The sequence below is a fragment of the Paraburkholderia sp. CHISQ3 genome (assembly GCF_030464945.1).
In the GTDB taxonomy this organism is placed as follows: domain Bacteria; phylum Pseudomonadota; class Gammaproteobacteria; order Burkholderiales; family Burkholderiaceae; genus Paraburkholderia; species Paraburkholderia megapolitana.
This window is the reverse complement of the sequence record NZ_JALPRG010000015.1, coordinates 48,781-61,962: the sequence shown is the minus strand read 5'-3', so window position 1 is coordinate 61,962 and position 13,182 is coordinate 48,781. Positions and strand designations below refer to the sequence as shown.

Sequence of the window (13,182 nt, the reverse complement as noted above, 5' to 3'; positions counted from 1 at the left end):
CGCTGCCAGGTGAATGCGGGGGCGTTTTCCGTTCAATCCCTGAGTTATTTTCGGAGCACAACATGAGTCAAGTCACGCTGGGTGGCAACCCGATCGAAGTAGCCGGCACGTTCCCGTCCACTGGCCAGAAGGCGCCCGCCTTCTCGCTCGTCGGCAAGGATCTGAAGCCGGTCTCGCTGGCCGACTTCGCCGGCAAGCGCAAGGTACTGAACATCGTCCCGAGCCTCGACACGCCGACCTGCGCCACGTCGACACGCAAGTTCAACGAAGCCGCGGCGAAGCTGTCGAACACCGCCGTGATCGTCGTGTCCGGCGACCTGCCGTTTGCGGCATCGCGTTTCTGCACGACCGAAGGCATCGAGAACGTCGTGACGGCTTCGACGTTCCGCGGTCACGAGTTCGCCCAGGCGTATGGCGTCGACGTCACGAGCGGCCCGCTGACGGGCCTGACGGCACGCGCGGTAGTCGTCATCGATGAAAACGACCAGGTCGTGCACGCGGAGCTCGTCGGCGAAATCAAGAACGAGCCCAACTACGACGCAGCGCTCAGCGCGCTGAAGTAAGCTCACTACCGGACACGATCACGCGCCGCGCCCTTTCGCGCGGCGCTTTCACATCGCCGTCCTCTCTTCGATTTCTACAGGAACGTTCGCCTTGGCTACGCTGATTTGCGGCTCGATTGCCTACGACATCATCATGAACTTCGAGGGCCGGTTTCGGGAGCACATCCTGCCCGACCAGGTCCACATCCTGAACGTCAGCTTCCTCGTGCCGACGATGCGCCGCGAGTTCGGCGGCTGTGCCGGCAATATCGGCTATTCGCTGCATCTGCTGGGCGGCGACGCGAAGATCATGGGCACGGTCGGTGCCGCCGACGCGCAGTCCTATATCGACCGGCTGGACCGCCTTGGGCTATCGAAGGAGTACGTACGGGTGCTGCCCGATACGTACACCGCCCAGGCGATGATCAGCACCGATCTCGACAACAACCAGATCACGGCGTTTCACCCGGGCGCGATGATGCAGTCGCACGTGAACCGCGTCGACGAAACACAAGGCATCACGCTCGGCATCGTCGCGCCGGACGGCTTCGACGGGATGGTCCAGCACGCCGAGCAGTTCGCGGCTACCGGCGTACCGTTCATTTTCGATCCGGGCCAGGGCTTGCCGCTCTTCGACGGCGCGTCGCTGCGCCGCATGATTGAACTTGCCTCGTATGTTGCTGTCAACGATTACGAAGCTAAACTGGTAAGTAGCCGGACAGGCTGGTCGATAGAAGAAATTGCTGGCCGCGTCGAGGCGCTGATCGTCACGCTGGGCGAGAACGGATCGCAGATCCATCATTCGGGGCGTATCGAAGACATTCCGGCGGTCACTGCACAGCGCGTGCTCGATCCGACCGGGTGCGGAGATGCCTTCCGTGGCGGCCTGCTGTACGGGATCGAGCGGAACCTCGGCTGGGCAACTACCGGCCGTCTGGCCAGCCTGATGGGCGCACTCAAGATCGAAACTCAGGGCCCGCAAACCTACGCGCCATCGCGCGCGGAGATCAATCAACGATTCAAGCAGGCGTTTGGTTACGACCTGCCGTAATTCGAGCGGGCACTTCAATGCCCGTTCGGCGTTTATCTGGAGTATGGGAATGAAAACAACGAATCGCCTCGTAGTGGCCGCAATCGTCGTCGGCACGCTCGCCATGTCGGGGTGCGCCTACAACAGCAGTTCGGCCGACGTGTACACCGCATCGCAGGCACAACGCGAAGAGACGGTCCGCATGGGCGTCGTCGACAGCGTGCGTGCAGTGCGCATCAGTTCCAACAACGGCCAGCCTAGCGGGCTCGGTGCACTCGGTGGCGGCGCGCTGGGCGCCGTGGCCGGCAGCGCGATCGGCGGCGGGCGTGGTTCGATCGTGACGGGCATCATCGGCGGTCTCGCCGGTGCGGTGGCCGGTAACGCCATCGAGAACGGTGTCGCCGTGCACAACGGCGTTGAAATCACCGTGCGTCTCGACAACGGCGATATCCGTGCGATCACCCAGAGCGCCAACGGCGAGATCTTCCAGGCTGGCGATCGCGTGCGTCTGCTGTCGAGCGGTGGCGTCACGCGCGTCACGCACTAAACTGGTTTTCCCCTAACCGCAGTACGCTGCGGCGACCTCAAAGCGCATGCGCTCCCCTGTGCATGCGCTTTTTTTCGCGCGTCGTTTCACCTCGGCGCGCTGCGCCGCGTGCAAAACCAGGGCGAAAAAAATCCCGCCACCGGTCGCCCGGTAACGGGATGGATGATCGAGTAGCGCTACTCAATCATCGACACATCGCGATGTGTCGAATCGCTACAGCGCTGTTACGGACGGCTGCCGGTCGGGAACGGCCATGCAGCGGCCGGGTTCAACGCGGTCTTCACCGTTGCAGCCGGCGCGCTCGATGCAGCAGCGGGCGCAGCGGGAGCAGGTGCAGCCTTCTTCGTCACAGCCTTCTTCGCAGGCGCGGCCTTCTTGGCGGGGGCGGCCTTCTTGGCAGGCGCTTTCGCGGCCTTCTTGGCAGGGGCCTTTTTCGCAGCCTTCTTCGCGACCTTCTTGGCTGCAGCCTTCTTCGCAGGCGCCTTCTTCGCCGCGGCCTTCTTCGCTACCTTCTTGGCTGCGGCCTTCTTGGCCGGCGCTTTCTTCGCAGCAACCTTCTTCACTGCGACTTTCTTGGCAGCAACCTTCTTCGCTGCAGCCTTCTTCGCCGGTGCCTTCTTCGCAGCAACCTTCTTCACTGCGACTTTCTTGGCAGCAACCTTCTTCACTGCGACTTTCTTGACAGCAGCCTTCTTGGCCGGTGCCTTCTTCGCTGCAACTTTCTTCACAGCGGCTTTCTTCGCAACAGGTTTCTTCTTGGCAAGTGCCATCATGTGCTCCTTCAGGTTTTCAGATGAGGTTCAAACTACACACCCTTCGTCAAAACCCGCTTCTCGCTGGCGCTTCTCAAGGCGCGCGCTGCGAAGCGGGCTATTCATCGGCGTACGCAGGTGCTGCGCGCTTACGCTAATGAATACGGTAAGGCGCACCGTGCCTGAAGGCACCGTGCGCCAAGTCCACTCAGCGTCCGTTCCGGACGCCGGCAATCGCTTGATCGTGCCGCCGGCTCGCAAGCCAGCGGCGTTTTCCGGGGGGAAGTTTGCCCATCCCATTGAAGGGCTCGCAAAGTGCCTGTCATGTTTGTGGGCCGATAAGGCACCGGGCATGCTTTGCATCAGGCGTTCCTGCTCCTAACGTCGTGTGCCGGCATGGCGCGCTCGCGCCACTGGGCCGGCATCCCCATCGATGATTCCTGCCGCGAAGGGCTGTGGGTCATTCCCAGGACAGCGCTCCGCCAGTTTGATATTCGATCACTCGCGTCTCGAAGAAGTTGCGTTCCTTCTTCAGGTCGATCATCTCGCTCATCCACGGGAACGGGTTTTCCTCGTTCGGGAACAGCGGATCGAGACCGATCTGCTGGCAACGACGGTTGCAGATGAAGCGCAGGTAGCTCTTGAACATCGAGGCATTGAGGCCGAGCACACCGCGCGGCATCGTATCTTCAGCGTAGCGATATTCGAGTTCGACTGCCTGCTTGAAGATCTCGCGGATTTCCGCACGGAACTCGGAGGTCCACAGATGCGGGTTTTCGAGTTTGATCTGGTTGATCAGGTCGATGCCGAAATTGCAGTGCATCGACTCGTCGCGCAGGATGTATTGATACTGTTCCGCGGCGCCGGTCATCTTGTTCTGGCGGCCGAGCGCGAGAATCTGCGTAAACCCGACGTAAAAGAACAGACCTTCCATCACGCAGGCGAACACGATCAGCGACTTGAGCAGCTTCTGGTCGGCTTCGAGCGTCCCGGTGGTGAAGGCCGGATCGGTCAGCGTGTGGATGAACGGAATCAGGAATTCGTCTTTCGCGCGGATCGACGAGACTTCGTGATACGCGTTGAAGATTTCGCCTTCGTCGAGGCCCAGCGATTCGACGATGTACTGGTAAGCGTGCGTGTGGATCGCTTCCTCGAACGCCTGGCGCAGCAGGAACTGGCGGCATTCGGGCGCCGTGATGTGGCGGTAGGTGCCCAGCACGATGTTGTTGGCGGCGAGCGAGTCGGCCGTCACGAAGAAGCCGAGGTTGCGCTTGATGAGGCGGCGCTCGTCTTCGGTCAGCCCGTTCGGGTCTTTCCACAGGGCGATGTCGCGGGACATGTTGATTTCCTGCGGCATCCAGTGATTCGCGCAACCCGACAGATACTTCTCCCACGCCCACTTGTACTTGAACGGCACGAGCTGGTTGACGTCGGTCTTGCCGTTGATGATGCGCTTGTCAGCAACATTCACGCGCGCCTCGGAGGCGGCGACCGGCGTTGCAGCGGCGGAATTCTGAGCGGCGTACGGAGCGACAGCGATGTCGTTCGCGAAGATATCTTTCGCCGAGGGAGCCTGATGAGCGGGACGCGTTACAGCTTGCGTACCGACAGCCGCTTCCGCCGAGTTGCGCAACGCATTTTGTTGCGCAACGCTCGCGGGAGTTACGGCAGTGATCTCGTCATCCCAGTTGAGCATAAATGTCACCATCAATTTAGAACGGTTTGTACCATCTTTTCACGAGCGTTAAAAGAGTTCGCTCACGAAAAATCCTGTTTTCGATTCGCGTTGCGACCTTCATACAACACTTTGTTCGTTCAACTGCATCGCGCGCTTCGCGCAACGCAGTCGAAACACATGTCGAAGAAGTGCTTCACGCGATCGATATGCATCGATCACAAGCGTGTCGATGCCTGAAAAATTTCTGCTACCGGAGCGTCTGCATCGCAGCGGATGCTTCGGGTAATTACCTGTTCGTCAGTGCGATCGAGACGAAGTTCAAGGTGATGCGATTCTCTTCGGCACACATCGCGGGATCGTCTTGCGTTCTCGCGCTGCGCGTTGCTCTTCGACTCTTCGACTGCTGCACGACTGCTACGGTCCGACTGCTGCGCCGGCGATCCCCCACTGTTCCAGGTTCCCGCCGGCGATGCTCTCTATATAGATAGAAGTTACTGGCAGGCTTCGCACTCGTCGAAGCCCGGGTCGCCCGGACGCATCATGCACACCGGACCGTCTGCTTCCGGTGCCGCTGCGATCGCTGCCGCTACCGGCGCCGCCGCGTTCAGACCACCCGACGAAGCCGCACCGCCGCTCACGCCGAAGCCGCCCGCATTGCCGACGCCGCCGCCTGCGGAGCCACTACCCGACGCGCCGCCCGATGCACCGCCGTCACCCGACGACACCGCGTTCAACGCACCGTGCGCAACCGTCGACTTCTCGACGTGCGTCGCCGCCATCGTGCGCAGGTAGTAGGTTGTCTTCAGACCGCGCAGCCACGCGAGCTTGTAGACCTCGTCGAGCTTCTTGCCCGACACGCCGCCCATGTAGATGTTCAGCGACTGCGCCTGGTCGATCCACTTCTGCCGGCGCGACGCCGCTTCCACAAGCCACGTCGGGTCGACTTCGAACGCGGTGGCGTAGATGGCGCGCAGGTCGGCCGGAATCCGGTCGATGCGCGACAGCGTGCCGTCGAAGTACTTCAGGTCGGCGACCATCACCTCGTCCCACAGGCCGCGTGCCTTCAGGTCGCGCACCAGGTAGTCGTTCACCACCGTGAATTCGCCTGACAGGTTCGACTTCACGTAGAGGTTCTGGAAGGTCGGTTCGATGCAGGCCGACACGCCGATGATGTTCGAGATCGTCGCCGTCGGCGCGATCGCGACGCAGTTCGAGTTGCGCATCCCGTACGTTGCAATGCGGGAACGCAGTTCTGTCCAGTCCATCGATTCGCTCGAATCGACCTCGACATAGCCGCCGCGTGCATCGGCGAGCAGCTTCAGCGTGTCCTGCGGGAGGATGCCGCGATCCCACAGCGAGCCGCGGTAGCTCGAGTAGCGGCCACGTTCCTGGGCCAGCTCGGTCGATGCGTAATACGCGTAGTAGCAGACCGCTTCCATCGACGTATCGGCGAACGCCACCGCTTCCTGCGACGCATACGGCGTGCGCAGCATGTGCAGGCAGTCCTGGAAGCCCATGATGCCCATGCCGACCGGGCGGTGCTTCAGGTTCGAATTGCGGGCCTTGGCGACCGCGTAGTAGTTGATGTCGATCACGTTGTCGAGCATCCGCATCGCCACGCTGACGGTACGCTTCAGCTTGTCGTGGTCGAGCACGTAGCTGCCGTCGGCCTGCTTCGCGAGGTGGGCGACGAGGTTGACCGAGCCGAGGTTGCAGACGGCGATTTCGGTGTCACTGGTGTTCAGCGTGATTTCCGTGCACAGGTTCGACGAGTGCACGACACCGACGTGCTGCTGCGGGCTACGGATGTTGCACGGATCCTTGAACGTGATCCACGGATGACCGGTCTCGAACAGCATGCCGAGCATCTTGCGCCACAGCTGGGCGGCCGGGATCTTCTTGAACAGCTTCAGCTCACCGCGTGCCGCCTTGTCTTCGTACGCGGTGTAGGCGGTTTCGAACTCGGCGCCGAACTTGTCGTGCAGGTCCGGGCAGGTGGACGGCGAGAACAGCGTCCAGTCACCGCCTTCCATGACGCGCTTCATGAACAGGTCGGGAATCCAGTTCGCCGTGTTCATGTCGTGGGTACGGCGGCGGTCGTCGCCGGTGTTCTTGCGCAGTTCGAGGAATTCTTCGATGTCGAGGTGCCACGATTCCAGGTACGCGCAGACCGCGCCCTTGCGCTTGCCGCCCTGGTTCACGGCGACCGCGGTGTCGTTGACCACCTTCAGGAACGGCACGACGCCCTGCGACTTGCCGTTCGTGCCTTTGATATGCGAGCCGAGCGCACGCACGCGGGTCCAGTCGTTGCCGAGACCGCCGGCGAACTTCGACAGCAGCGCGTTCTCTTTCAGCGCCTCATAGATACCGTCGAGGTCGTCGTCGACCGTCGTCAGGTAGCACGACGACAGCTGCGAGCGGCGCGTGCCCGAATTGAACAGCGTCGGCGTCGAGCTCATGAAGTCGAAGCTCGACAGCACGTTGTAGAACTCGATCGCACGCGCTTCACGATCGACTTCGTTCAGTGCGAGGCCCATCGCTACACGCATAAAGAATGCCTGCGGCATTTCGATGCGCACGCCGTCGCTATGCAGGAAGTAGCGGTCGTACAGCGTCTGCAGGCCGAGGTAGCCGAACTGCAGGTCGCGGTCGGCGTCGAGCGCGGCGCCGAGGCGCTTCATGTCGTACTGCAGCAGCTTGTCGTCGAGCAGTTCTGCCTGCACGCCACGCTTGATGAACTGCGGGAAGTATTCGACGTAGCGTTCGTCCATCTCGGCCTGCGTCACTTCCCCGCCGAGAATCTCGCGGCGGATCGTATGCAGCAGGATGCGGGCGGTGACCTGGCTGTATGCCGGGTCCTTCTCGATCATCGTGCGCGCCGCGAGAATCGCCGAGTCGTAGACCTGGCTCATCGGTACGCCGTCATACAGGTTCTTCACCGTTTCCGTGACGATCGGCGTGGCGCTGACCGCGTCCCCGAGGTTCGCGCAGGCGGATTCGATCAGCGAGTGCAGCGCCTGCAGATCCAGCGGACGCGTGATGCCGTTGTCGACCACGTTCAGTCCGGGTGCGGCTGCGTCGGTAGCTTCGTGCGCGACGCCGCGCTCCTGGTTGCGCTTCTCGCGATACAACACGTAGGCACGCGCGACGTTATGTTCGCCGCCGCGCATCAACGCGAGTTCGACCTGGTCCTGGATGTCTTCGATATGGAACGTTCCGCCGTTCGGGCGGCTGCGCAGCAGCGCACGCACGACGCTCTGCGTGAGCTGCTCCACCAGTTCGCGCACGCGTGCCGATGCTGCGCCCTGACCGCCGTTCACGGCCAGGAACGCCTTCGTCACCGCAATCGCGATCTTCGACGGTTCGAACGACACCACGCTACCGTTGCGACGGATCACCTTGTAGTCGGCGAAGGTGGCCTGCGGTGCGAGGCCCTGTGCGCTATGTGCCTGCCCGGCGAGGGGATGGCCAGCGGATGCGCCCTCGGACCGGGTCGTCACGTTGTCGGTCGTTTGCATGTGCAAAGCTCCTGATTCTGGAATGTGCGGAGAAACCGCGGATTAAAACGAACGCTGCGCCGCCGCGAGCGCAAACGAAAGGGAGGAAGAAAAAGAACAGCGAGGCCAGGTGGCCGGATGCGACAAAGCTGAAAAGACCTGGGTCTGCATCATGTATGTCGCGATCACTTGCTGCCCCCCTTCTTCGATTTAGCTGACGCCGCCAGTCCCTCAACCAGCCGCGCCGCACGAATATTTTTCACTGCCGGGCATGCTCACAGCGCCGTGCTCGCAGAGCGAAGCGCCGCTTACCTACAACCCATGAACACACAACATATAGTGGAAAACTGAACGTCTGGCACCAAGTATAGTGAACTTTCCAACCATCTCAAATTATTTTATTTGGCCCTGCGCGCTTGACTTTTGATGACCCGCGCAACGACGGGGCGACGCGGAAAGCAAGCGCCCATCGCGCTTTGCCGCGTATCGAACGATGCGTGTCAGGAAGCGAGGGGACGATGCAGATAGGGGAAATACCGATCGGCGAGCGCGGTGTCGCGCTGCAGTCGTGGCCACTCGAAATGCGGGCCTGGATCGGTCTTGCGGCCAGGCGCAATATCCGCGTGACCGGCGAGCGCGCCGATCGGATAACGCGCGACCAGTGCCTTCACGAGCGCGGCGAGCGTCTCGTATTGCTGCGCTTCGAACGCGGTGGCGTCGCTGCCTTCCAGTTCGACGCCGATTGAGAAATCGTTGCAGCGTTCGCGGCCGAAAAAGCTCGACGAGCCGGCATGCCACGCGCGCTCGTCGCACGATACGTACTGCTCGAGCGCTCCGTCGCGATGGATCACGAAATGCGCGGACACGCGCGTGTCGCGCAGATGCATGTCGTAGTACGGATGCGCATCGCAGTCGAGCTGGTTCAGGAAGAGCTCGGTGATCGCGCTACCGCCGAACTCGCCGGGCGGCAGGCTGATGTTGTGCACGACGATCAGCGTCGGCACTGCGCCGGCGGGTCGCGCCTCGTAGTTCGGCGACGGCAATTGTCGTGCGCCGGATACCCAGCCGTCAGCCGCGACGGCGTAACGAACGGTCATCGCGCTTCGCGGCCTGTCGGTCGCGCGGCATGACGGTGCGCGTGCTCGGCGCAGCAGAACGCCTGCCCCGCGACGACCACCGAGTCGCTCTTCGGCGCATGCACGCCGCACTCGACACAACGGATCATCGGCTCGGCGAGTTGCGGGGCTGCGCGGGTGGCGCCGGCTCCGGCCGGGTTTGCACCCGTGGTGCGCGCGTTACCGGCGTCGCCGGTCGCGCCTGCAGGACCGGTTGCGCCACCGGTGCGCTGGGTACGCGCGTCGGCACGGCGCACCGCTTTCACCAGCCATTGGCCGACGATGAACAGCAAGATCAGTAGAAAGATTTGTCGCATGGAAAACTCAGACCACAGGGCGGTGCAACAGCACCTCGAAAACGAAACGGCTGCCGACATACGCGAGCAGCAGCGCCACGAACGACGCCAGCACCCATCTTAACGCTGCGCGGCCGCGCCAGCCGGACACCTTGCGGGCGGTCAGCAGCGCGCCGAACATCAGCCACGAAAGAATCGCGAACACGGTTTTGTGATCGAGCCGCAGCGCGCGGTCGACCAGTTGTTCGCTGAACAGGATGCCGGACACCAGCGTGAGCGTCAGCAGGACGAAACCGGCGGCGATCAGACGAAACAGCAGCTTTTCGAGCGTCAGCAGCGGCGGCAGCGAATCAAGCCAGCTCGACAGCCAGTCGTTGTCCGACGCCGCGCCCGGTCGAGATGCCGAGCCGCTGCCGCGCATCGCGTGCAGACGACGTTCGACGAGCAGCATCAGCACCGCGTGCAGCGCCGCGATCGCGAACAGACCATAGGCGATATTGGCAATCAGAAAGTGCAGCTTGAAAAGCGGCGCCGCCGAATACGACAGCACGCGCACGCCGCCAAAGCCGAGCGGCAGCAACGACGCCACGCAGGCGAGCGGCAAAACGAGCAGCCGCAGACCGTCCAACGGGAAAAACAGGCTTTCGATCCAGTAGATGCCGACGCCAAGCCAGAACATCGCGGACAGCGCGAATGCGAAACCGAACACCATCGCGTTCTGCGGGAAAATCGTAGTGTGCAGCAGTGCGCCGTGCGCGAGCAGCGCGACGACCAGCAGCGCGCGGCCCGACGTGCTCATGCCCACCGCGGCGGCAACGCCGGCGCGCGGACCGGCCGGCAGCGGCGGAACGCTCTCGAGCAGCGGCTGCGCAGCGGTCTGCCGGTGCGCGCGCCAGCCCGCGACGGCAAGACCGCCGTAGAGGAGCGCAGTGAGGGCATACAGTACAATATCCATGTTCGAAGTTTACACTAGGGCCTCGGTCCGCGACGGCTTCGTCGTCGCGCGCTGTTCAGGCCGCACTGCTCATCGCTCCCCATGCTCGACAATCTGACTCAACGGATGGCGCGCGTCGTCAAGACGCTGCGCGGCGAGGCCCGGCTTACCGAGGCCAATACCCAGGAAATGCTGCGCGAAGTCCGCCTCGCGCTGCTCGAAGCCGACGTCGCGCTGCCGGTCGTGCGCGACTTCATCGCCAAGGTGAAGGAAAAGGCGCTCGGCGAAGAGGTGATCTCCAGCCTGTCGCCGGGGCAGGCGCTCGTCGGCGTCGTCCAGCGCGAACTGACCGCCTTGATCGGCGGCGACTATGAAGGCAAGGCCGTCGAGCTGAACCTCGCGGTGACGCCGCCCGCGATCATCCTGATGGCCGGTCTGCAGGGCGCGGGCAAGACGACCACGGTCGGCAAGCTCGCGAAGCTGCTGCGCGAAAAGTCGAAGAAGAAGGTTCTGACCGTCTCGTGCGACGTCTACCGCCCTGCCGCGATCGCGCAGTTGAAGACAGTGACCGAACAGGTCGGCGCTGACTTCTTCCCGTCGGAACCGGACCAGAAACCGATCGACATCGCACGCGCCGCCGTCGACTGGGCAAAGCGCCACTATCACGACGTGCTGATCGTCGATACGGCCGGTCGCCTCGGTATCGACGAAGCGATGATGCAGGAAATCACGGCGCTGCACACCGAACTGAAGCCGGCAGAAACGCTGTTCGTGGTCGACGCGATGCTCGGTCAGGATGCCGTCAATACGGCGAAGGCGTTCAACGATGCGCTGCCGCTCACCGGCGTCGTGCTGACCAAGCTCGACGGCGATTCGCGCGGCGGTGCGGCGCTGTCCGTGCGCCACGTGACGGGCAAGCCGATCAAGTTCGTCGGTGTCGCTGAAAAGCTCGACGGCCTCGAAGTCTTCTATCCGGACCGGATGGCGAACCGGATTCTCGGCATGGGCGACATCCTCGCGCTCGTCGAGGAAGCGCAGCGCGGCGTCGATGTCCAGGCCGCGCAGAAGCTCGCCGACAAGGTCAAGAAAGGCGGCGACTTCGACCTGAACGACTTCCGCGCGCAGCTCTCGCAGATGAAGAACATGGGCGGCCTGTCGTCGCTGATGGACAAGCTGCCCGCACAGTTTCAGCAGGCTGCCGCAGGAGCCAATATGGGCCAGGCGGAAAAGCAGATGAGCCGCATGGAAGGCATCATCAACTCGATGACACCGCTCGAACGCGCGAAGCCCGACCTGATCAAGGCGACCCGCAAGCGCCGCATCGCGGCGGGTGCGGGCGTTCAGGTGCAGGAAGTCAACCGGATGCTGAACCAGTACGACCAGATGCGCACGATGATGAAGAAGCTGAAGGGCGGCAATCTGCAGAAGATGATGCGCGGCATGAAGGGTATGCTGCCGGGTATGCGCTGATCGTCAAGGAACGCGGGTTTATGCTGTAGCGTGCCCGGTCCGTTTTTCTCACACTATGTATACAGTTACCGCCCGCCAGACGTCATGAATCGAGAAGAAGCTCTCCACATTTTCCGCCACTCCGAAGAAATCGTATCGGCCGGCGACGTCAACGCGTCGATCAGCGGGATGGCCGCAGCGATCCGGGCCGAGATCAGCGAGGAATTCCCGCTGGTGCTGTCGGTGATGGGCGGTGCGGCGGTGTTCACCGGCATGCTGCTGCCGCACCTCGATTTCCCGCTCGAATTCGACTACATCCACCTGACCCGTTATCGCAACACGACCAAAGGCGGCGCCGACATGCAGTGGCGCGTTGCGCCGGCCGAGTCGGTGAAGGATCGCGTCGTGCTGGTACTCGACGATATCCTCGACGAAGGCGAGACGATGGCTGCGATCCGCGACCGCATCCTCGATATGGGCGCGAAGCGCTTTCTGAGCGCCGTGTTGTGCGAGAAGACGCTGACGAAGACAAAACCGTTGCATCCGGACTTTTGCGGTTTCGAAGTACCGGACCGTTATGTGTTCGGTTGCGGGATGGATGCGAAGGGTTACTGGCGCAATCTGCCGACTATCCGGGCATTGACGGAAGGCGCGTAGGCTTCGGCGCCTCGTCTCCGGTGAATGAAAAAGCGGCCCGTGGGCCGCTTTTTTCTTTACTGCACCTGCTGGCGCACATCGGCGTTCAAAGCTGATGCACGAAACTCCTGATACCGCCCAGGATCATCTCGACGGAAATCGCTACCAGCACGAGCCCCATCAGACGCTCGAATGCGGTCACCGTGCGCTCGCCGAGCCAGATCTGGATGCGCTCCGCCAGCACCAGCACGATCGCGCAGACAACCATCGTCACGGTCAACGCACCGACCCATTCGAACATCTTGCCGGGCGCCTGCGACGTCAGCAGCATCACGGTTGCGAGCGCCGACGGCCCGGCAAGCGCAGGGATCGCGAGCGGCACGATGAACGGCTCGCCGCCGCGCTTGTCGCTGCCGAACGCACCGTCCGGATGCGGGAAGATCATGCGCAACGCGATCAGGAACAGCACGATGCCGCCGCCGATGCGTAACGATTGATCGGTGAGGCTCATCATCCGCAGGAAGCGGTCGCCGACCAGCATGAACAGCAGCAGGATCGCAAACGCGATCGCCACTTCGCGCAGGATCACGACGACGCGCCGGTGAGGCGCGACGCCGCGCAGGCAGTTGATGAAAAGCGGGATGTTGCCGAGCGGATCGGTGATCAGCACCAGCAGGACTGTCGCGGACAGGAAGTTATATTCCAT

General features: G+C 62.6%; 13 protein-coding genes. 5 read left to right on the top strand and 8 right to left on the bottom strand.

What is annotated here, in order from left to right:
- Positions 1 to 62 precede the first annotated feature (62 nt).
- The 3 genes from tpx (at position 63) to M0D65_RS29285 (ending at position 2,119) form a co-directional block, all read left to right on the top strand.
- Positions 63 to 563 carry a thiol peroxidase gene (gene tpx, locus M0D65_RS29295; RefSeq protein ID WP_091010998.1) on the top strand — a complete coding sequence of 167 codons (501 nt, stop codon included), beginning with the start codon at positions 63 to 65 and terminating at the stop codon, positions 561 to 563.
- 91 nt (positions 564 to 654) lie between these two features.
- Positions 655 to 1,593: a carbohydrate kinase family protein gene (locus M0D65_RS29290; protein ID WP_091010997.1), complete on the top strand. Its 939-nt coding sequence runs from the start codon at positions 655 to 657 to the stop codon at positions 1,591 to 1,593.
- Positions 1,594 to 1,642: 49 nt separating this feature from the next.
- Positions 1,643 to 2,119, top strand: coding sequence for a glycine zipper 2TM domain-containing protein (locus M0D65_RS29285; RefSeq protein WP_091010996.1), 477 nt, complete (start codon positions 1,643 to 1,645; stop codon positions 2,117 to 2,119).
- A gap of 224 nt (positions 2,120 to 2,343) precedes the next feature.
- Here the strand turns inward: M0D65_RS29285 and M0D65_RS29280 are convergent, their stop codons facing one another.
- From M0D65_RS29280 to M0D65_RS29250, 7 genes are all read right to left on the bottom strand, one after another.
- On the bottom strand, positions 2,344 to 2,889 hold the full coding sequence (locus tag M0D65_RS29280; RefSeq protein ID WP_091010995.1) for a histone H1-like DNA-binding protein: 546 nt from the start codon (positions 2,887 to 2,889) through the stop codon (positions 2,344 to 2,346).
- Between the two features lie 30 nt (positions 2,890 to 2,919).
- A complete protein-coding gene (locus tag M0D65_RS29275; RefSeq protein ID WP_091010994.1) occupies positions 2,920 to 3,234 on the bottom strand; it encodes a hypothetical protein in 315 nt (104 codons plus the stop codon).
- Positions 3,235 to 3,331: 97 nt separating this feature from the next.
- Positions 3,332 to 4,567 carry a ribonucleotide-diphosphate reductase subunit beta gene (locus tag M0D65_RS29270; protein WP_266255642.1) on the bottom strand — a complete coding sequence of 412 codons (1,236 nt, stop codon included), beginning with the start codon at positions 4,565 to 4,567 and terminating at the stop codon, positions 3,332 to 3,334.
- A gap of 473 nt (positions 4,568 to 5,040) precedes the next feature.
- The gene (locus tag M0D65_RS29265; protein ID WP_266255641.1) at positions 5,041 to 8,067 is read right to left on the bottom strand and encodes a ribonucleoside-diphosphate reductase subunit alpha; all 3,027 of its coding nucleotides are present in this window, start codon (positions 8,065 to 8,067) and stop codon (positions 5,041 to 5,043) included.
- 479 nt (positions 8,068 to 8,546) lie between these two features.
- Entirely contained in the window at positions 8,547 to 9,143 is a 597-nt protein-coding gene (gene ampD / locus M0D65_RS29260) for a 1,6-anhydro-N-acetylmuramyl-L-alanine amidase AmpD (protein ID WP_266255640.1), read from the bottom strand.
- Positions 9,140 to 9,478 (bottom strand): PP0621 family protein, encoded by a 339-nt coding sequence (locus tag M0D65_RS29255; protein WP_266255639.1) that lies wholly within the window; start codon positions 9,476 to 9,478, stop codon positions 9,140 to 9,142. Before M0D65_RS29255 ends, ampD begins: the two co-directional genes overlap by 4 nt.
- Before the next feature lie 7 nt (positions 9,479 to 9,485).
- A complete protein-coding gene (locus M0D65_RS29250) occupies positions 9,486 to 10,412 on the bottom strand; it encodes an inner membrane protein YpjD (protein WP_091010990.1) in 927 nt (308 codons plus the stop codon).
- An 81-nt stretch (positions 10,413 to 10,493) separates the two neighbouring features.
- On the opposite strand from M0D65_RS29250, the gene ffh reads away from it, so the two are divergent.
- Positions 10,494 to 11,861 carry a signal recognition particle protein gene (gene ffh / locus M0D65_RS29245; RefSeq protein ID WP_091010989.1) on the top strand — a complete coding sequence of 456 codons (1,368 nt, stop codon included), beginning with the start codon at positions 10,494 to 10,496 and terminating at the stop codon, positions 11,859 to 11,861.
- A gap of 84 nt (positions 11,862 to 11,945) precedes the next feature.
- A complete protein-coding gene (locus M0D65_RS29240; protein ID WP_091010988.1) occupies positions 11,946 to 12,497 on the top strand; it encodes a hypoxanthine-guanine phosphoribosyltransferase in 552 nt (183 codons plus the stop codon).
- Between the two features lie 85 nt (positions 12,498 to 12,582).
- On the opposite strand, the gene M0D65_RS29235 is transcribed toward M0D65_RS29240, so the two are convergent.
- A complete protein-coding gene (locus M0D65_RS29235; protein ID WP_091010987.1) occupies positions 12,583 to 13,182 on the bottom strand; it encodes a MarC family protein in 600 nt (199 codons plus the stop codon).

Coding starts and splice junctions, on each gene's coding strand:
- tpx (WP_091010998.1), top strand. CDS start 63: ATGAGTCAAGTCACGCTGGGTGGCAACCCGATCGAAGTAGCCGGCACG.
- M0D65_RS29285 (WP_091010996.1), top strand. CDS start 1,643: ATGAAAACAACGAATCGCCTCGTAGTGGCCGCAATCGTCGTCGGCACG.
- M0D65_RS29280 (WP_091010995.1), bottom strand. CDS start 2,889: ATGGCACTTGCCAAGAAGAAACCTGTTGCGAAGAAAGCCGCTGTGAAG.
- M0D65_RS29275 (WP_091010994.1), bottom strand. CDS start 3,234: ATGCAAAGCATGCCCGGTGCCTTATCGGCCCACAAACATGACAGGCAC.
- M0D65_RS29270 (WP_266255642.1), bottom strand. CDS start 4,567: ATGCTCAACTGGGATGACGAGATCACTGCCGTAACTCCCGCGAGCGTT.
- M0D65_RS29265 (WP_266255641.1), bottom strand. CDS start 8,067: ATGCAAACGACCGACAACGTGACGACCCGGTCCGAGGGCGCATCCGCT.
- ampD (WP_266255640.1), bottom strand. CDS start 9,143: ATGACCGTTCGTTACGCCGTCGCGGCTGACGGCTGGGTATCCGGCGCA.
- M0D65_RS29255 (WP_266255639.1), bottom strand. CDS start 9,478: ATGCGACAAATCTTTCTACTGATCTTGCTGTTCATCGTCGGCCAATGG.
- M0D65_RS29250 (WP_091010990.1), bottom strand. CDS start 10,412: ATGGATATTGTACTGTATGCCCTCACTGCGCTCCTCTACGGCGGTCTT.
- ffh (WP_091010989.1), top strand. CDS start 10,494: ATGCTCGACAATCTGACTCAACGGATGGCGCGCGTCGTCAAGACGCTG.
- M0D65_RS29240 (WP_091010988.1), top strand. CDS start 11,946: ATGAATCGAGAAGAAGCTCTCCACATTTTCCGCCACTCCGAAGAAATC.
- M0D65_RS29235 (WP_091010987.1), bottom strand. CDS start 13,182: ATGGAATATAACTTCCTGTCCGCGACAGTCCTGCTGGTGCTGATCACC.